Genomic DNA, 17,150 nt, shown 5'->3' with positions numbered 1-17,150 from the left:
CGGGAGGGCACGTCCGTCGACCTGCGTTCATCGAGAACCCGGACCGCTCCGGGGAGCGGCGCGCTGGCGCGCTCGAGACCGTCTGCCGGATTTCCCGCTTGTGCGCGAGACGGAGACGGTCGGCATGCACGGCCGATGGGACAGTTCTACTGTCCTAAGTCGCGAAATTGGCAGATTGAAACCGTTTCAGCAAGGGATCGCGCGAGGACGCGGGCGCGGCATCAGCGACTTGGCTTAAACCGCCGTTCACCAGTCTCTTCCGCAATCTCGCCCGAATCACCCAGTCTACGGGTTCTCGCCGAGCACAAGCGGCATGCGGGGCAACGACCTCGCCGGCATGGTCGAGGTCTGGGCAAACCGGCCCGGACCATGCCGGAACCGGATACTCTGCCGGGTCTCCAAGACGGGAACGCACCAGAGTGATGATCGAGAACAGATTGGCTGGCCGGGCACGGCGCGCGACGACGCGTGCGCTCTGTGCCGTGCTGCTGTCCGGCGGAGCGATGCTGGGTCTCTGCCGCGGCGCCAGCGCGCAATTCGCCTTCGAGGACGACATCCTGCCGCCGCGGATCATCGCGTGGCGTCTGGCCGATCGCGGCTTCAGCGGCTTGAGCCGCCCGCGCTTTGACGGGCGCGTCTACGTGGTGGACGCCGTCAGCCCGAGCGGCGTTCCGGTCCGGCTGTTCGTCGATCCCGCCGCTGGCGCGATCGTCGGGCGCCAGCGGATCGGTGCGCCGGAGACCTATGCCCGGCTGGAGCGACCCGGCCCCGGCTTCGGCTGGACCGAGGAGGATGCCGCGCCGCGTCGCATCCTGCGGCCGGCGACGCCCGACGACGTGCCAGGCCCGGCGATGCGGACGCAACGTCGTCCGGCTCCCGAGGCCCTGCGCCCGGGTATCAATCCCGACGGCCTCAATCCCGATATCCGTTCCCGCCCCGAGGCGCCGCGCAAGGTCGCTCGTGCGGCCCAGCCCGGCCGCCAGCCGGAACTGAAGCCCGCGCTTCGCACGGTGCCCGAGGCCCCTGCCCCGAAGGTCGCCCCCGCCGAGGCTGCCAAGGCGGATCCGGCCGCCGAGCCTAAGCCGGACACCAAGTCGGCCGCCATCGACAAGACTCCGGCGGCCAGCCCTGCGCACGCGAATCCCGCGCCGGCCAAGCCCGCGACGGGCGGCGTCGCCGAAGCGGCCAAGCCTGCGGCGCAGGATTGGAAGGATCCGCCGCCGGACAAGAAGCCGGTGCGAATCATCGGCGGAGCCACCATCGTCCCCGGTCCGTCCGAGAAGGAGCCGGCGGCGCAGTAGTAACGTCACACGCCGGGGACCAGCCGTTCGGCCCCGGTGAAGACGGTCAGCGTGTCCGAGCGCGCGATGGCGCAGAGCGTGATCCCGTGGGCTTTGGCGCGCTCCAGCGCCAGGGAGGTCGGGGCCGAGATCGCCACGACCACGGCGGCGCCGAGCCGCGCAGCCTTCTCGACCATCTCGAACGAGCAGCGGCTGGTGATCACCAGGAACCCGTCTGCCGTGTCGGTGCCGGCCCGCATCAGCGCGCCGATCAGCTTGTCCAGGGCATTGTGCCGGCCGACATCCTCGCGCGCGGCGACCAGCGTGCCGTCGAGCCGGGCCCAGGCGGCGGCGTGAACGGCCCGCGTCTCGGCGCCCAACACCTGCGCGGCGTCGAGGCCCTGCAGCGCCCGGGCAATGGCCGGGAGGGCGACCCGGACGTCCGGCGCGTCCCGCATCTCGGCCCGGGGCAGTTCGGCCAGATCCTCGATGCCGCAGACGCCGCAGCCGGTGCGGCCGCTGATCGCGCGCTTGCGCGCCAGGTGCTCCCGCAGGCGCCCCGGGGCCAGCTCGACATGGAGGCGCAAGCCATCCGCGCCGGCCTCGACCCGCGTCGCGCGGATCTCGTCGGCGGATTCGATGATCCCTTCCGTGAGGCTGAAACCGTAGGCGAAATCCTCGAGATCGGCGGGCGTCGCCATCATCACGGCGTGCGGGACGCTGCCGTAGACCAGATTGACCGGCGACTCGACGGCCAGCGCCCGCGTGCCCGGCTGCGGCTCCGAGCCCGTATAGGCGACGACCTGCATCGGGGCTCGGACTGAGCGAGGCGGGAGCCCGGCCGGTCGATCCTCGGGTTTCATCAACATCTCATGCTCTACCAGCGTCCGATCGTGCCGCCGCGACGTCTCCGGAGCAGCGGAACAGAATCGAAGGCGACGAAAGGTCGAGGCAAGGTCGCGTCGACACCTGAATCAGCCTGAATCAACCCGCTGCGACGCTTGTGCGGTTGCACCTCGAACGTCCTTGTGATCTGAAGCCGCGATCGGATACATGCCGGGTAACACAACTGGCGGTCCGTCACGTCGGCACCATCCCGCGCTCAGTCAAGACGGGAAAGGCCGACGGGCAAGCAAATCGCACGGGGAGCAACGAGAGGCAGATGCGGACGGTGCGGACGATCACCCGATCACCCTGGAGCCTCGCCGCCCTCGGCGCATTGCTCACCTCGACATCCGGTGCGCTCGCCGGCGGCTTCGGACAGCCGGTGCCGTGGGAAATGAGCCGGCAGATCCCGGTCACCGAGAATGCCCGCGACATCCTGGGCTTCGAGATCGGCCTGCACTGGCTCTCGCTCGCCATCTCGGTCTTCGTGCTCGGGCTGATCCTGTGGTGCGTCTTCCGCTTCAACGAGAAGACCAACCCGACCCCCTCGCGTACCACGCACAACACCGCCATCGAGATCGCCTGGACCATCGTTCCGGTGCTGATCCTGGTCGCCGTCGCGATCCCGTCCTTCCGTCTGCTGCGCACGCAGCTCGCGGATCCCAAGGCCGACATGATCGTGAAGGTCATCGGCCATGCCTGGTACTGGTCCTACGAGTACCCGCAGACCGAGGCCGGCGGCGGCTTCACGTTCGATGCCAACATCGACGAGGACAAGCAGCCCCGCCTGCTGCAGACCGACAACGAGATGGTCGTGCCGCTGGGCAAGATCGTGAAGATCCAGGTGACCGCGGCCGACGTGCTGCATTCCTGGGCGATGCCGGCCTTCGGCTTCAAGATCGACGCCGTGCCGGGACGCCTGAACCAGATGTGGTTCCGCGCCGACAAGGAAGGCACCTTCCACGGCCAGTGCTCGGAGCTGTGCGGCCAGCGCCACGCCTACATGCCGATCGTCGTCCGCGTGGTCAGCGAGCAGGCCTATGCCGACTGGCTGAAGGAAGCGAAGACCAAGTACGCCCGCATCGATACCGGGACGAGCTTCGCCGAGGCGCGCTGAGCCCCGGCTGACCGAACAGAACCCGTCAGATCCACAAGGCACCCGAATCCATGGCTACAGCCGCAGCCCATGCCGAGGCCCACGAGGTCCACGACCACAAGCCGTCGTTCTTCGCCCGGTGGTTCCTGTCGACGAACCACAAGGACATCGGTACGCTCTACCTGCTCTTCGCCTTCTGCGCCGGCATGATCGGCGCGTTCCTCTCCTTCGGCATCCGGATGGAGATGGAGCAGCCGGGGCTGCAGTACTTCTCGAACCCGGCGACCTACAACGTGTTCGTCACCGGACACGGCCTCATCATGGTGTTCTTCATGGTGATGCCGGCGCTGATCGGCGGCTTCGGCAACTGGTTCGTGCCCCTCATGATCGGCGCGCCCGACATGGCGTTCCCGCGTATGAACAACATCTCGTTCTGGCTGACCGTGGCGGGCTTCTGCTCGCTGCTGTGCTCGCTGTTCGTCGAGGGCGCGCCCGGCGCGTCCGGCGCTGGCACCGGCTGGACCGTCTATCCGCCGCTCTCCACCGCCGGCCATCCCGGCCCGGCCGTCGATTTCGCGATCTTCGCCCTGCACCTGTCCGGTGCCGGTTCGATCCTCGGGGCGATCAACTTCATCACCACGATCCTGAACATGCGCGCCCCGGGCATGACGCTGCACAAGATGCCGCTCTTCGCCTGGGCCGAGCTGGTCACCGCCTTCCTGCTGCTGCTGTCGCTGCCGGTGCTCGCGGGCGCTATCACGATGCTGCTCACCGACCGCAACTTCGGCACGACCTTCTTTGACCCGGCCGGCGGCGGTGACCCGATCCTGTACCAGCACCTGTTCTGGTTCTTCGGTCACCCCGAAGTGTACATCATGATCCTGCCGGCCTTCGGCATCGTCTCGCACATCATCTCGACCTTCTCGCGCAAGCCGGTCTTCGGCTACCTCGCGATGGCCTACGCGATGGTGGCGATCGGCGTCGTCGGCTTCGTGGTCTGGGCCCACCACATGTACACGGTCGGCCTGTCCCTGCAGACGCAGTCCTACTTTGTGTTCGCCACCATGGTGATCGCGGTCCCCACGGGCGTGAAGATCTTCTCCTGGATCGCCACGATGTGGGGCGGCTCGATCCGCTTCACCGCTGCGATGCACTGGGCGGTGGGCTTCATCTTCCTGTTCACCGTCGGCGGCGTCACCGGCGTCGTGCTCGCCAACTCGGCGGTCGATAAGTACCTGCACGACACCTACTACGTCGTGGCGCACTTCCACTACGTGCTGTCGCTGGGCGCGGTGTTCATCATCTTCGCCGGCGTCTACTACTGGTTCCCGAAGATGACCGGGCATATCATCCCGGAATGGGCCGGCAAGCTGCACTTCTGGCTGGCCTTCATCGGCGCCAACGTCCTGTTCTTCCCGATGCACTTCCTCGGGCTGGCCGGCATGCCGCGTCGTTACGCCGACTACCCGGACGCCTTCGCGGCCTGGCACAAGGTCTCGACCTACGGCGGCCACATCTTCGGCCTCAGCATGTTCGTCTTCGTGATCGGCGTCGTGCTGGCCTTCCGCTCCAAGGAGCGGGCTGCCGACAATCCCTGGGGCGAAGGCGCCACCACCCTCGAGTGGACGCTGCCCTCCCCGCCGCCCTTCCACCAGTTCGAGACGCTGCCCCGCATCGTCGACGAGCCGGGCGCGCACTGACCAACCTTGCGAGGGCCGCATCGGCGGCCCTCGCCCTTCCCCGGAGGCCGCGACGGCGACTTCCCGGCAAGGGCGATGAAGACGGGCGAACCGCACAGGCCGCGTGTTCCGCTCGCGCCTTCCCTTGGAACTAATCGATTTCGAAACATGACCCGGCCGTGACGCGCGTGGCCGGGCGCCGAAACAACAGCAGCAGACGCGATGACGAGCCTGACCAACACGATCGGCCCGGACGCTCCGGCCCCGGCCTTCACGGCCGTCGGCGGCGACGTGCCGGACTATTTCGCCCTGCTCAAGCCGCGGGTGATGGTCCTCGTCATCTTCACGGCCCTCGTCGGCATGGTCGTCTCGCAGGGGCACGTCCCGCCGGCGATCGGCGTGATCTCGCTGCTCGCCATCGCGGTCGGGGCCGGGGCGTCGGGCTGCCTCAACATGTGGTGGGATGCGGATATCGACGCCGTGATGACTCGGACCGCCCAGCGTCCGATCCCTGCCGGCCGGATCTCCTCCGAGGAAGCGCTCGGCTTCGGCCTGTTCCTGTCGGTGGCGTCGGTGCTGGTGTTGGGCTTGGCCGCGAACTGGCTCGCCGCCGGGCTGCTGGCCTTCACCATCGTGTTCTACGCGGTGATCTACTCGATGTGGCTGAAGCGGGCGACCGCGCAGAACATCGTCATTGGCGGCGCCGCCGGCGCCCTGCCGCCGGTGATCGGCCAGGCGGTGGTCTCCGGCTCGTTCGGGATCGAGTCGCTGGTCCTGTTCGCGATCATCTTCATCTGGACGCCGCCGCATTTCTGGGCGCTGGCCCTGATCAAGGCCGAAGAATATGCCCGCGCCGGCATCCCGATGATGCCTAACGTCGCCGGCCCCGCCTCCACGCGCCGCCAGATCGTCTGGTACACGGTGATCCTGGCGCCCCTCGGCCTCGTGCCGGTGGCCCTCGGCTTCGGCGGCCTGCTCTACGCGGTGATCGGCGTGGTCGGCGGCGTCGGCATGCTGGCCTTCAGCGTCCGCGTTCTCAAGAACCGCGAGGGCGAGGCCGAGAAGCGCGCCGCGATGGGCATGTTCGGCTTCTCGATCCTCTACCTGTTCGCGCTGTTCTCGGCGCTGCTCGCCGAGCAAAGCTTCGGCCTGTTCCGGCCGCTGGTCTGAGCGCTATGCCGGATCCCGAGACCCCGTATCGTCAGCTCACCCCCGCGGAAGAGGCGCGTCGCCGGAAGCGGTCGATCGCGATCGCCCTCGCGTTGGGTGCATGGGTGCTGCTGTTCTTCGTGCTGACCATCGTCAAGCTCGGCCCGCAGATCCTCAGCCGTCCGCTCTGACGAGGACCCGATGAGCGCATCCCGCCCCGATCCCAGCCGCGGTGCCAGACGGACGGCGATCGCCTGCGCCGGCCTCGCGGTCGGCATGATCGGCCTCGCCTTCGCGTCGGTGCCGCTCTACGACGCGTTCTGCAAGGCGACGGGCTACGATGGCACACCGCGCCAGGGTCCGGCCCTGGTGGCGTCGTCGGCCCGCGCCGACGACAGCATGGTGGTGCATTTCGACACCAACGTCGCGCCAGGCCTGCCCTGGAAGTTCGTCCCCGAGGCGAACGCCGTCGAAGCCAAGCTCGGAGAGACCAAGACGGTCTTCTTCCGGGTCCAGAACACCAGCAGCAAGCCCACCACCGGCGTGGCGACCTTCAACGTTCAGCCCGGTCTGATGGGCGGCTACTTCGTCAAGATCGCCTGCTTCTGCTTCAACGAGCAGACGCTGCAGCCGGGCGAGACCCTGGACGTGCCGGTGGTCTTCTACGTCGATCCGGCAGTGCGGGACGATTCGAACACCGCGCATCTCTCGGAGATGACGCTGTCCTACACCTATTTCGCCTCGAAGAACGGCCAGCCGGTCACTGCGGCGGTCGCGACCACAGGGGCTTCGGGCACGAAGCGCGATTTCTGATCGCGAACGCGTGACAACAGAGGTCGGCACCGACTAAGTGTGCGGACAAGCTTGGGCGTCCTGTATGCGGCGCCCAGCCAAGAGCGATTAGGCCGGATGCCGGGAACGGCGCGGGGCGTCAGGGTGAGGAGCGACGGGACGATGGCCGAGGCGCACGCCAAGAATCACGATTTCCATATTCTGAGCCCGAGTCCATGGCCGCTGCTCGGGGCCTTCTCGGGTTTCCTCATGGCCTTCGGCGCCGTGTTCTGGATGAAGAGCCTCCAGATCGGCACCCTGACCCCGGGCCCGTACATCTTCGGCGTCGGCGCCATCGGCGTGCTCTACACCATGTTCTCCTGGTGGAAGGACGTGGCGCACGAGGCCAATTCGGGCGACCACACCCGCGTCGTCCAGCTGCATCACCGTTACGGCATGATGATGTTCATCGCCTCCGAGGTGATGTTCTTCGTCGCGTGGTTCTGGGCCTATTTCGAGGCGGCGCTCTACACCGCCGATCCGATCCAGGCCTCCCGGGTCGAGTTCACCGGCGGTGTCTGGCCGCCCAAGGGCATCGAGGCGTTCGACCCCTGGCACCTGCCGCTGCTCAACACGCTGATCCTGCTGACCTCCGGCACGACCGTGACCTGGGCGCACCATGCGCTGCTGCATAATGACCGCAAGGGCCTGAAATACGGCCTGTGGCTGACGATCATCCTGGGCGTGCTGTTCACGGCCTGCCAGGCCTACGAGTACAGCCACGCCGAGTTCGGCTTCTCGGGCAGCATCTACTCGTCGACCTTCTATATGGCGACGGGCTTCCACGGGGCCCACGTCATCATCGGCACGATCTTCCTGGCGGTGTGCCTGTTCCGCGCCTATGCGGGCCAGTTCACCCCTCGCCAGCATCTCGGCTTCGAATTCGCCGCCTGGTACTGGCACTTCGTCGACGTGGTCTGGCTGTTCCTGTTCGCCGCGATCTACGTCTGGGGTTCGGGCGTCTTCCACGGCGCTGCGCACTGAGGGCAGCTACCCCGTCACCGCATGGCGGGTCTGTGAAAGGGCGGCTCAGGCCGCCCTTTTTCGTGTCCGACTCGGCACGATCCCCATATCGGTAAGGACGGCCGGGCGGCGGCGCATATGCGGCCTCCCGGGCCGGTCTGGAGTGTTCACGTGGACCAACGAACCTATCCGCAGCCGCCGCCCGTCCCCACTGGCCTGCGCGGCCGGTGTCCGCGCTGCGGCGAGGGCCACCTGTTCAAGGGCTACCTGACCCTGCGCCCGTCCTGCGAGGCCTGCGGGCTCGACTATTCGAGCTTCGATTCCGCGGACGGGCCGGCCTTCTTCGTGATGTCCATCGTCGGCCTGCTGGTGGTCGGCTTGGCCCTGTGGCTGGAGATCACCTACGAGCCACCGATCTGGGTGCACGCGCTCGTCGCCGGCACCCTGTCGATCGGCTTAAGCCTCATGCTGGTCCGGCCGCTCAAGGGCATGCTGATCGCCCTCCAGTACAGCAACAAGGCCGAGCAGGGACGCTTCGAGCAGTGAGCCGAACCACGCCGCGCGCGGCCGCCTGGCGCGAGCTCATCGCGCCCGGTCTCGCTTCCCTGATCGCGTTGGCGATTCTGGTGAGCCTCGGGATCTGGCAGATCGAGCGCAAGACCTGGAAGGAAGACCTGATCGACCGCATCACCCGGCAGACCCGGGCCGAGCCGGTGGCGCCGCCCGCGCCCGATGCCTGGGATCCCGGCCGCGACGAGTTCCGCCACGTGCGCGTCTCCGGCCGCTTCGCCAACGATCGCGAGACCCTGGTCCACGGTCTCGCCGCCGGCGAGACGCCCGGCCGGGCGCTGCAGGGCTATTACGTGATCACCCCGCTCCTGCGGGCGGAGGGTGGCGCGGTCCTGATCAACCGCGGCTTCGTGCCGACCGAGCTGAAGGCCCAGGCCGATCGCAAGGACGGCCTGATCGAAGGCTTGACCACCGTGACCGGAATCCTCCGCGCCAGCGAACCGCGCGCGATGTTCGTGCCGGAGGCGGACCCGACGCGCGGCGAGTGGTTCAACCGCGATGTCGCCGGCATCGCCGCCGCGCGCGGGATCGCCGAGGCGGCGCCCTACCTGATCGAGGCCGATGCCGTGCCCGGCCAGACCACGTGGCCGCGCGGCGGCCAGCTGAAGGTCGATATCCCCAACAACCATCTGCAATACGCCTTCACGTGGTTCGCCCTGGCCGCCTGCCTGATCGGCGTCTTCGGCGTGTTCGCCTATCGTCGCCTGCACGATTCGGACACCACGCCAAAAGGGAAAGAATAAACTCGCATTCGACGCCGGGCTGCGCAGAAGAATGCCGCCCAAGCCGCGATTAAAACGGCATCCCGTTCCTTTGACCTGTCGCGGCCAAGCCGGAATACTTTGCGTGTTCCTGAGCGGTCGCGCAAGTCTGCATCTTGTATTCAGTTTGCTGCGATCCCTTGAAGACGCGGCGGGGCAACGACCCCGCGCGAACGAGGTAGCGCGCCATGACCAACCGTTTCGTCGACGACACGCCGCCTGATCCGATCCGGTTCGCCTATTGGGTGCCCAACGTCTCGGGCGGCCTGGTGATCAGCAAGATCCCGCAACGCACGAGCTGGGACGCCGATTACAACCGTCGCTTGGCGCAGATCGCCGAGGAATCCGGCTTCGACTACGCCCTGACCCAGATCCGCTTCACCGCCGGCTACGGCGCCGAGTACCAGCACGAATCGGTGGCGTTCAGCCACGCGCTGCTGGCCGCGACCTCACGGCTCAAGGTGATCGCGGCGCTCCTGCCCGGCCCGTGGCATCCCACCCTGGCTGCCAAGCAGATCGCGACGATCTCCCAGCTCACCGGCGGCCGGATCGCCGTCAACATCGTCTCCGGCTGGTTCTCGGGCGAGTTCCGGGCGATCGGCGAGCCCTGGCTCGACCACGACGAGCGCTATCGCCGCTCGGAAGAGTTCATCCGCAGTCTCCGGGGGATCTGGACGCAGGACAACTTCACCTTCCGCGGCGATTTCTACCGCTACACCGACTACACCCTGAAGCCGAAGCCGGCCGATCCGTTGCCGGAAATCTTCCAGGGCGGCTCATCCCGGGCGGCGCGCGACATGGCGGCCCGCGTCTCCGATTGGTACTTCACCAACGGCAACACGCCCGAGAACATCCGCGCCCAGGTGGACGATATCCGCGCGAAGGCCGCCGAGAGCAGCAACCGTCCGCGCATCGGCGTGAACGCCTTCGTGATCGCCCGGGACACCGAGGAGGAAGCCCGCGCCGTCCTTCAGGAGATCATCGACCAGGCCGATCCCGACGCCGTGAAGGCGTTCGGCCACGAGGTGAAGAACGCCGGCAAGGCTTCTCCCGAGGGCGAGGGCAATTGGGCGAAATCCAGCTTCACCGACCTCGTCCAGTACAACGACGGGTTCAAGACCAACCTGATCGGTACGCCGGACCAGATCGCCGAGCGGATCCTGGCCCTCAAGGATGCCGGGGCCGATCTCGCCCTGCTGGCCTTCCTGCATTTCCAGGAGGACGTCGCGTATTTCGGCACTCACGTGATCCCGCGGGTCCGTGCGCTCGAAGCCGCGCGCGAGAAGCGCGCCGAGGCGGCCTGACGGGCCGCCCCAAACCTCGAAACAATTCCCTACCCTTCCGGAGTGAGCCATGAACATCGCGGTCGATGCGCGCACGCTCGACACTCAGTTGCGCCAGGGCGTTCCCGGGCCGGCGCGGCCGTCCTCCCCCGCCCACGTGATCCGTGACGATGCCGAGGCGCTGGCGGTGGCCCACCGCCTCGCCTCGGAGTTCCGGCTGGGCGCCTCCGAGCGCGACCGGAACCATTCCCGGCCCCTGGCGGAGCTCGATGCCTTCTCCCAGAGCGGCCTGTGGTCGATCAACGTGCCCAAGGCCTATGGCGGCCCGGAGGTCTCCTACAAGACCCTGGCGCAGGTCATCGCGCTCATCTCGGCGGCCGATCCGGCGATCGGGCAGATCGCGCAGAACCATCTGGGCATCGTGGCGGCGATCCGGACGGTCTCGGACGAGCCGCAGAAGCAACGGCTGTTCGGGGAGGTCCTGCGGGGCACCCGGTTCGGCAACGCCTTCTCCGAGCGGGGGACCAAGCGGGCCGCCGATTTCGACACGCGGTTCACCGATCACGGCGACCACGTGATCGTGCGCGGCCAGAAGTTCTACGCGACCGGGGCGCTGCTGGCGCATCTCGTGCCGATCGTCGCCCTCGATGCCGAGGGCCGGGCCTGGTACGCCATCGCCGAGCGGGACGCGCCGGGGCTCACGGTGATCGACGACTGGTCCAGCTTCGGCCAGCGCGGCACGGCGAGCGGCACGGTGCTGATCGAGGATGTCCGGGTGGAGAAGAGCCACCTGGTGCCGGCCTGGAAGGGCTACGAGGCGCCGAGCGCGGACGGGGCCATCTTCCAGATCATCCAGGCGGCGGTCGATGCCGGCATCGGCCGCGAGGCCCTGGACGACACGATCCGGTTCGTGCGTGAGAAGGCGCGGCCCTGGATCGATAGCGGGCAGGAGCGGGCCTCCGACGATCCCTACACGATCCAGGCGATCGGCGACCTCACCATCCGCCAGCATGCGGCCGAAGCCCTCCTCGACAAGGCCGGGCTCGCCCTCGACGCGGCGGTCGCGCAGCCGGATGCCGAGAGCGTCGCCGCGGCACAACTCGCCGTCGCCGAAGCGAAGGTACTGACCACCGACATCGCCCTGGCGGCTTCCAACAAGCTGTTCGAATTGTCCGGCACCCGCTCGACGCTCGCCGCCGAGAACCTCGACCGGCACTGGCGCAACGCCCGGACCCACACGCTGCACGATCCGGTGCGCTGGAAAGTCGCCATCATCGGCAACCACGCGCTGAACGGCGTCGCGCCGCCGTTCCACGCCTGGAGCTAGGCGCGCGCCTCGAAGAATGACAGCCGGCGCCCGTGATACCGCTTCCAGGGCGCCGGACGTTCAGAGAACCGGCAGGCCGCGGGCTTTGGCTTCCTCGCCGGGCTCGACGTGGATCGTGACGACCGCCCCGGGGATCGTCGTTTCCAGGGCGCTCTCCAGCCGGTCGCAGATGGCATGCGAGGCCTCGACGGTCATGCTGCCCGGGACCACGAGATGGAAGTCGATGAAGGTCGCCTGACCCGCCGACCGGGTCCGGACGTCGTGGGCTTCCAAGGCGCCCTCTCCGTGGCGGGAGATCAGCGAGCGGATCTCGCAGACCATGTCGGGCGAGGCCGCCCGATCCATCAGACCGTCGACCGATTCGCGCACCATGCGGAAGCCGGACCAGAGGATGTTGAGCGCCACGAGCCCGGCCACCGCCGGGTCGAGGGTCGGATAGCCCGTCAGCCAGACCGCGGCGACGCCCAGGAGCACGCCGCACGAGGTCACCACGTCGGCGAAGACGTGGCGGGCATCCGCGATCAGGGCCGGCGAGCGCCAGGCCCGACCCCAGCGCATCAGCGCCCAGGCCCAGGCGGCGTTGATGGCCCCGGCCCCGAGGTTGATGGCCAGGCCCAGGGCCGGCGCGTCCAGAGGTTTCGGGGCGAGCAGGCCGAAATACGCTTCCCGCAGGATCAGGACCGCCGCCACGACGATGAGCGCGCCCTCGATCACCGCGGAGAAGAACTCGGCCTTGTGGTGGCCGTAGGGATGCTCGGCATCGGCCGGGCGCGCCGCCACCCGCAGGGCCACGAAGGCGCCGATTGCGGCGACAACGTTGATGATGCTCTCGAGCGCGTCGGAGTACAGCGCCAGGCTGCTGGTGAGCCACGCCGCATAGAATTTGAGCACGGTCACCACGAGGCCGATGCCGGCGCTGAGGAGGGCTGCTTTCTGGGTCCGGTCCATGGGATACGCCGATCACGAGTCGACGTGCCCATACGGGATGCAGCTTGCCTCAGGCCACGGCAAAGCTTCGACGCTGCCGAAAGAGTCTTAGCTTCGGCTATGCCTCGGCCGGCGGAGTCTCCTGGCCGCGTTCGGTTTCGCGTCGCCGGCTCCGCTCGGCCTTGGCCCGCGCCTCGGCGGCTTTCCGCAACAGGCGGCGCTTTTGCCAGGCAAAGCGCGTGGTGGCCGCGATCGCCTCAAGGCGCGCCGCCTCCCGGTCCCAGTAGCCGACGAGTTGGCCGTCGAGGGTGATGCGCGGGGTGCGGCTGGGCCTGAGCATGCTGTTCAGTCCTGTGGGGATGCCGGTTCGCCGGTCTCGGCCACGATCAGCCCGTCCGCATCGCCGCGGAAGCTGCCGACCCCGGTATTGGGCACCGGTACGGCCGGGCTGCCGAAGGGCTCGCTCGGATAGGCCTCCTCGAATTTCGCCCGGGCGGCGGCCGGATCGTCGGCCTTGAGCACGATCTGTTCGGTGCCGGGCAGAGGCCAGCGCGGGTCGGCGGCATCGCGGGGTCGCACGGCGTACCAGGGCATCGAGTCAGCGTCTCCCGCTTCGGTGAGGCGAGAACAGGCAGGGTCGCGAACCGGTTCCGAGGTTGAATCCGCGTGCCGTTCGGTGCAGGCAGCCGGCGATGCGCGTGGACCTGTTCGATTTCGAGTTGCCGGAGAGCTGCATCGCCCTGCGCCCGGCCGAGCCGCGCGATGCCGGGCGGCTCCTCGTCGTGCGTCCGGGCGAGGCGCTGGCGGACCGTACCGTCCGCGACCTGCCCGGGGCGCTCCGGCCCGGCGATGCCCTGATCTTCAACGACACGAAGGTGATTCCGGCGCGGCTCAACGGGATCCGAACCCGCCCCGGCGCGCCCGGCCAGCGCACCGAGGTCATGCTGCACCTGCACGAGGCGCCCGCGCGCTGGCGCGCCTTCGCCCGGCCGGCCAAGCGTCTCGCTGCCGGAGACGCTCTGCAGTTCGGTGAGCTTCGGGCCACCGTGTTCGCGAAGGGCGAGGCCGGCGAGATCACCCTCGATTTCGACCGGGCGGGGGCCGCGCTCGACGCCCAGATCGCGCTGGAAGGCGCCCTCCCCCTGCCGCCCTACATCGCCGGCAAGCGCGCCACCGACGCCCGCGACGCCACCGATTACCAAACGATCTATGCGCGCCATCCGGGCGCCGTGGCGGCGCCCACCGCGGGGCTGCACTTTTCCGATGACCTGCTGGCCGCGCTCGACGCGGCCGGCCTGCACCGGCACCACGTCACCCTGCATGTCGGCGCCGGGACGTTCCTGCCGGTCAAGGCGGACGATACCGAGGGCCACCGCATGCATGCCGAGATCGGCATCCTCGATGCCGAGACGGCCGCCGCGCTCAACGCCGTCCGGGCCGCCGGCGGCCGGATCGTCGCGGTTGGCACCACGGCCCTGCGCCTGCTGGAGAGCGCCGCGAACCCCGACGGCACGCTCGCGGCCTTCTCCGGCCCCACCGACATCTTCATCACGCCCGGCTACCGGTTCCGCGCGGTCGACGCGCTGGTGACCAACTTCCACCTGCCGCGCTCGACCCTGTTCATGCTGGTCTCGGCCTTCTCGGGCCTCGACACGATGCGGGCGGCCTACGCGCACGCGATCCGGAGCGGCTACCGCTTCTACTCCTACGGCGACGCCAGCCTGCTGTTCCCGGGCCCGCGCGCGGACATGCCATGACCGAGACCGTGCCCTTCGGCTTCACCCTGCACGGGCAGGACGGCACCGCCCGGACCGGCGAAATCGCGACGCCGCGGGGAAACATCCGCACGCCGGCCTTCATGCCGGTGGGCACCGCCGCCACCGTCAAGGCGATGTATCCGGGGCAGGTGCGGGAGCTCGGCGCCGACGTGGTGCTGGGCAACACCTATCACCTGATGCTGCGTCCGGGCCCGGAGCGGATGGCGCGGCTCGGCGGCCTGCACAAATTCATGAACTGGGACCGGCCGATCCTGACCGATTCCGGCGGCTTCCAGGTGATGTCGCTCTCGGCCCTCCGAAAGATCGACGAGCAGGGGGTGACCTTCCGCTCGCATATCGACGGCACCGCGCACCATATGAGCCCGGAACGCTCCATCGAGATCCAGGGCCTGCTCGGCTCCGACATCCAGATGCAGCTCGACGAATGCGTGCGCCTGCCGGCCGAGCATGCGGCGATCGAGAAGGCCATGCACCTGTCCCTGCGCTGGGCCGAGCGCTGCCGGGTGGCGTTCGGCGAGCAGCCGGGCAAGGCGATGTTCGGCATCGTTCAGGGCGGCGACGTTCCGGCGCTCCGCGTCGAGAGCGCGCGCACGCTGACCGACCTCGACCTGAAAGGCTACGCGGTCGGCGGCCTTGCGGTAGGCGAGCCGCAGGCGGTGATGTTCGCCATGATCGAGACCGTCGAGCCGCACCTGCCGCAGGCCAAGCCGCGCTACCTGATGGGCGTCGGCACGCCGGACGACATCCTCGGCGCGGTGGCCCGGGGCATCGACATGTTCGATTGCGTGATGCCGACCCGGGCCGGCCGCCACGGCCTCGCCTATACCCGCAACGGCCGGGTCAACCTACGCAACGCCCGCCACGCCGAGGATACGGCGCCGCTGGACGAGGCTTCGACCTGCCCGGCGGCGCGGGACTATTCCCGGGCCTACCTGCATCACCTCGTCCGGTCGAACGAGATTCTGGGGATGATGCTGCTGACCTGGAACAACCTGGCCTACTATCAGGACCTGATGGCGGGCGCCCGGGCGGCGATCCGGGACGGGCGATTCGACGATTACTGCGGCGCCACCCGCGAGGGCTGGGCGCGGGCCGAGCGCGCGGCCGCTGGATGAACCGGCGTCACGGGTGCGCGAGCACCCGATAGATGCCGTCCGGGTCGTCGGCGCCGGTGCCGAGCGCAGCCTTCAGATCCGCCACGATCCGCGCGGCCACCGGCAGGCGGTAATGCAGCGCGTCCCAGTAATTCCTGTCCTGCGTGGTCACGGGTGAAGGCATGCGGAAATCCACCACGACAGCACCGTGCCGGCTGCCGATCTCCGCGACCCGGGCCTTGCAGGCCGTCTCCCGTCGGCCGGCTGGTGTGCCGGGGGGGCCTTGCGCCGCCGCGTGCACCGGCATGAAGGCGACGAGCTTCAAGGCGCCCGCTGGGACGCGCCGGAGGAGCGCATCGAGCCGTGCCAGCGCCGGCATAGGGGCGTCCGGCCGGTCGGCGGGGGCCGCCGGATCGGGAGCGCCGGCCCGGATATGGGCGCGAGCGCGTACGGGATCGTACAGTGCGTCGGGCGGCGTGAAGACCGCGTAGCCGTCGGGGCGTATGCGCGGCCGTGCCAGGCCGAGGCGCGCCAGCCCGGTCTGCGCAGCGATCGTGACCGAGCGCAGGCTGGCCTGCCGCAGCACGCCCCAGGGCGCGCCCGCTTCATAGAGCCAGTCCGGGAAGGCGTTGGCGGTGCGGGCCGGCGGATCGGCGGCGCACCACGTCGTGTCGAGGCCGAACAGGACTGCCTTCACCGGCCGGTGCGCGAGGAAGAGTTCGGCCAGGCGGATCTGCTCGTCCGGCGTCGCGGCGTTCACCGCCAGGTTGGCGAAGCGCGCATCGAAGGCGGCATCAAGCGCGACCGGATCGAGGAGCCGTGCCGTCGAGGTGCCAAACACGGCCGCATCGAACGGACCGCCGCGGGCGATCTGCGGGTAGGAGAGCCGCTGGTTGGTGTCCATGATCGGGCCCGGCGGATGGCCGGGACCCGCGCGCAGGCCGTAGGGGTCGAGACTCGCCACAGCGCCGATGATGGCGAGGCCGAGCAATACGACGGCGGTCAGGAACACCCGGGTGAAGCCGGCCCATGCGGCGCGCTGGGTCTCGACGTCGACGGGACAGGCTGGCGATTTCGGGGCCATGGGCAGGCCGCATACCCGCTTCGATTCACGCCGACAGGCTACAGAGGTTTGAGGCGCAGGCGTCCTTGCAGCCCGCGCCGCGTCTCCCTCTCCCGTGTGGGAGAGGGCTGGGGTGAGGGATATGCCCTATCCGGACAAACCTGTCCCCTCACCCTGTCCCTCTCCCGCACGAGTTATCGGATTCACCCATTCCCCGATGTGCCGCGCCTCCCCTCCCCCGTGCCGGTGAGGGATAGGGTGAGGGATGCGCGTTTTCCGGAAAGACCTGGTCCCTCACCCCAACCCTCTCCCGCACGGGAGAGGGGGCGCGGGGCGGCTTTCGCAAGCCGAGGTGTGAACATAGTAGCTCTGCGGTGGAGGGAGAGCTGCGGTGTCTCCAGCGTATCCTGCCGGCCCCGAGCGGTGAATCCGGTAGCTCGCGCGGGGGCGGGCGCCCCCGGGGT

18 protein-coding genes are annotated in these 17,150 nt (G+C 68.9%); 13 read left to right on the top strand and 5 right to left on the bottom strand.

Going from position 1 to position 17,150, the window contains the following annotated elements; genetic code table 11:
* The first annotated feature begins 422 nt into the window (after positions 1-422).
* On the top strand, positions 423-1,301 hold the full coding sequence (locus tag MKL20_RS07260) for a hypothetical protein (protein ID WP_244036112.1): 879 nt from the start codon (positions 423-425) through the stop codon (positions 1,299-1,301).
* A gap of 5 nt (positions 1,302-1,306) precedes the next feature.
* Here the strand turns inward: MKL20_RS07260 and fdhD are convergent, their stop codons facing one another.
* Positions 1,307-2,149, bottom strand: coding sequence for a formate dehydrogenase accessory sulfurtransferase FdhD (fdhD, locus tag MKL20_RS07255; RefSeq protein WP_409568127.1), 843 nt, complete (start codon positions 2,147-2,149; stop codon positions 1,307-1,309).
* A 293-nt stretch (positions 2,150-2,442) separates the two neighbouring features.
* Between fdhD and coxB the strand changes: the two genes are divergently transcribed.
* The 10 genes from coxB to MKL20_RS07205 all read left to right on the top strand — a co-directional run bounded on the left by coxB (position 2,443) and on the right by MKL20_RS07205 (position 11,824).
* On the top strand, positions 2,443-3,282 hold the full coding sequence (gene coxB, locus MKL20_RS07250) for a cytochrome c oxidase subunit II (RefSeq protein WP_244036110.1): 840 nt from the start codon (positions 2,443-2,445) through the stop codon (positions 3,280-3,282).
* Between the two features lie 50 nt (positions 3,283-3,332).
* Positions 3,333-4,961, top strand: a complete 1,629-nt coding sequence (gene ctaD / locus MKL20_RS07245; RefSeq protein WP_243962224.1) for a cytochrome c oxidase subunit I — start codon at positions 3,333-3,335, stop codon at positions 4,959-4,961.
* 201 nt (positions 4,962-5,162) lie between these two features.
* A complete protein-coding gene (locus tag MKL20_RS07240; RefSeq protein ID WP_244036109.1) occupies positions 5,163-6,110 on the top strand; it encodes a heme o synthase in 948 nt (315 codons plus the stop codon).
* A gap of 5 nt (positions 6,111-6,115) precedes the next feature.
* Positions 6,116-6,280: a hypothetical protein gene (locus MKL20_RS07235; protein ID WP_243962222.1), complete on the top strand. Its 165-nt coding sequence runs from the start codon at positions 6,116-6,118 to the stop codon at positions 6,278-6,280.
* Positions 6,281-6,290: 10 nt separating this feature from the next.
* Complete coding sequence (locus MKL20_RS07230; protein WP_244036108.1) at positions 6,291-6,902, top strand: cytochrome c oxidase assembly protein; 612 nt, start codon at positions 6,291-6,293, stop codon at positions 6,900-6,902.
* A 141-nt stretch (positions 6,903-7,043) separates the two neighbouring features.
* Positions 7,044-7,904, top strand: coding sequence for a cytochrome c oxidase subunit 3 (locus MKL20_RS07225; protein ID WP_243962220.1), 861 nt, complete (start codon positions 7,044-7,046; stop codon positions 7,902-7,904).
* Between the two features lie 150 nt (positions 7,905-8,054).
* The gene (locus tag MKL20_RS07220; RefSeq protein ID WP_243962219.1) at positions 8,055-8,429 is read left to right on the top strand and encodes a DUF983 domain-containing protein; all 375 of its coding nucleotides are present in this window, start codon (positions 8,055-8,057) and stop codon (positions 8,427-8,429) included.
* Complete coding sequence (locus MKL20_RS07215) at positions 8,426-9,196, top strand: SURF1 family protein (RefSeq protein ID WP_244036107.1); 771 nt, start codon at positions 8,426-8,428, stop codon at positions 9,194-9,196. Before MKL20_RS07220 ends, MKL20_RS07215 begins: the two co-directional genes overlap by 4 nt.
* A 206-nt stretch (positions 9,197-9,402) precedes the next feature.
* Entirely contained in the window at positions 9,403-10,518 is a 1,116-nt protein-coding gene (sfnG, locus tag MKL20_RS07210; RefSeq protein ID WP_244036106.1) for a dimethylsulfone monooxygenase SfnG, read from the top strand.
* A gap of 49 nt (positions 10,519-10,567) precedes the next feature.
* Positions 10,568-11,824 carry an SfnB family sulfur acquisition oxidoreductase gene (locus MKL20_RS07205; protein WP_244036105.1) on the top strand — a complete coding sequence of 419 codons (1,257 nt, stop codon included), beginning with the start codon at positions 10,568-10,570 and terminating at the stop codon, positions 11,822-11,824.
* A gap of 60 nt (positions 11,825-11,884) precedes the next feature.
* On the opposite strand, the gene MKL20_RS07200 is transcribed toward MKL20_RS07205, so the two are convergent.
* From MKL20_RS07200 to MKL20_RS07190, 3 genes are all read right to left on the bottom strand, one after another.
* Positions 11,885-12,772, bottom strand: coding sequence for a cation diffusion facilitator family transporter (locus tag MKL20_RS07200; RefSeq protein WP_244036104.1), 888 nt, complete (start codon positions 12,770-12,772; stop codon positions 11,885-11,887).
* Positions 12,773-12,869: 97 nt separating this feature from the next.
* Positions 12,870-13,091, bottom strand: a complete 222-nt coding sequence (locus MKL20_RS07195; protein ID WP_244036103.1) for a hypothetical protein — start codon at positions 13,089-13,091, stop codon at positions 12,870-12,872.
* A 5-nt stretch (positions 13,092-13,096) separates the two neighbouring features.
* Complete coding sequence (locus MKL20_RS07190; RefSeq protein WP_244036102.1) at positions 13,097-13,345, bottom strand: hypothetical protein; 249 nt, start codon at positions 13,343-13,345, stop codon at positions 13,097-13,099.
* Positions 13,346-13,443: 98 nt separating this feature from the next.
* Between MKL20_RS07190 and queA the strand changes: the two genes are divergently transcribed.
* Entirely contained in the window at positions 13,444-14,508 is a 1,065-nt protein-coding gene (gene queA / locus MKL20_RS07185) for a tRNA preQ1(34) S-adenosylmethionine ribosyltransferase-isomerase QueA (protein WP_244036101.1), read from the top strand.
* Positions 14,505-15,644 (top strand): tRNA guanosine(34) transglycosylase Tgt, encoded by a 1,140-nt coding sequence (gene tgt, locus MKL20_RS07180; RefSeq protein ID WP_244036100.1) that lies wholly within the window; start codon positions 14,505-14,507, stop codon positions 15,642-15,644. The genes queA and tgt overlap by 4 nt, the downstream gene beginning before the upstream one ends.
* Before the next feature lie 7 nt (positions 15,645-15,651).
* Here tgt and MKL20_RS07175 read toward each other — a convergent pair whose 3' ends face one another.
* Entirely contained in the window at positions 15,652-16,707 is a 1,056-nt protein-coding gene (locus MKL20_RS07175; protein ID WP_244036099.1) for a hypothetical protein, read from the bottom strand.
* Positions 16,708-17,150: the final 443 nt, after the last annotated feature.

The sequence above is a fragment of the Methylobacterium sp. E-066 genome (assembly GCF_022829635.1).
Classification (GTDB): domain Bacteria; phylum Pseudomonadota; class Alphaproteobacteria; order Rhizobiales; family Beijerinckiaceae; genus Methylobacterium.
The sequence above is the reverse complement of the archived record's forward strand: the minus strand, read 5'-3'. Positions and strand labels throughout refer to the sequence as shown.

Excerpts from the sequence above, each read along its gene's own strand:
- queA (WP_244036101.1), top strand. The coding sequence starts at position 13,444 with ATGCGCGTGGACCTGTTCGATTTCGAGTTGCCGGAGAGCTGCATCGCC.
- ctaD (WP_243962224.1), top strand. The coding sequence starts at position 3,333 with ATGGCTACAGCCGCAGCCCATGCCGAGGCCCACGAGGTCCACGACCAC.
- tgt (WP_244036100.1), top strand. The coding sequence starts at position 14,505 with ATGACCGAGACCGTGCCCTTCGGCTTCACCCTGCACGGGCAGGACGGC.
- MKL20_RS07200 (WP_244036104.1), bottom strand. The coding sequence starts at position 12,772 with ATGGACCGGACCCAGAAAGCAGCCCTCCTCAGCGCCGGCATCGGCCTC.
- MKL20_RS07230 (WP_244036108.1), top strand. The coding sequence starts at position 6,291 with ATGAGCGCATCCCGCCCCGATCCCAGCCGCGGTGCCAGACGGACGGCG.
- MKL20_RS07205 (WP_244036105.1), top strand. The coding sequence starts at position 10,568 with ATGAACATCGCGGTCGATGCGCGCACGCTCGACACTCAGTTGCGCCAG.
- MKL20_RS07175 (WP_244036099.1), bottom strand. The coding sequence starts at position 16,707 with ATGGCCCCGAAATCGCCAGCCTGTCCCGTCGACGTCGAGACCCAGCGC.
- MKL20_RS07240 (WP_244036109.1), top strand. The coding sequence starts at position 5,163 with ATGACGAGCCTGACCAACACGATCGGCCCGGACGCTCCGGCCCCGGCC.
- sfnG (WP_244036106.1), top strand. The coding sequence starts at position 9,403 with ATGACCAACCGTTTCGTCGACGACACGCCGCCTGATCCGATCCGGTTC.
- MKL20_RS07225 (WP_243962220.1), top strand. The coding sequence starts at position 7,044 with ATGGCCGAGGCGCACGCCAAGAATCACGATTTCCATATTCTGAGCCCG.
- MKL20_RS07260 (WP_244036112.1), top strand. The coding sequence starts at position 423 with ATGATCGAGAACAGATTGGCTGGCCGGGCACGGCGCGCGACGACGCGT.
- MKL20_RS07235 (WP_243962222.1), top strand. The coding sequence starts at position 6,116 with ATGCCGGATCCCGAGACCCCGTATCGTCAGCTCACCCCCGCGGAAGAG.
- coxB (WP_244036110.1), top strand. The coding sequence starts at position 2,443 with ATGCGGACGGTGCGGACGATCACCCGATCACCCTGGAGCCTCGCCGCC.
- MKL20_RS07190 (WP_244036102.1), bottom strand. The coding sequence starts at position 13,345 with ATGCCCTGGTACGCCGTGCGACCCCGCGATGCCGCCGACCCGCGCTGG.
- MKL20_RS07195 (WP_244036103.1), bottom strand. The coding sequence starts at position 13,091 with ATGCTCAGGCCCAGCCGCACCCCGCGCATCACCCTCGACGGCCAACTC.
- fdhD (WP_409568127.1), bottom strand. The coding sequence starts at position 2,149 with ATGTTGATGAAACCCGAGGATCGACCGGCCGGGCTCCCGCCTCGCTCA.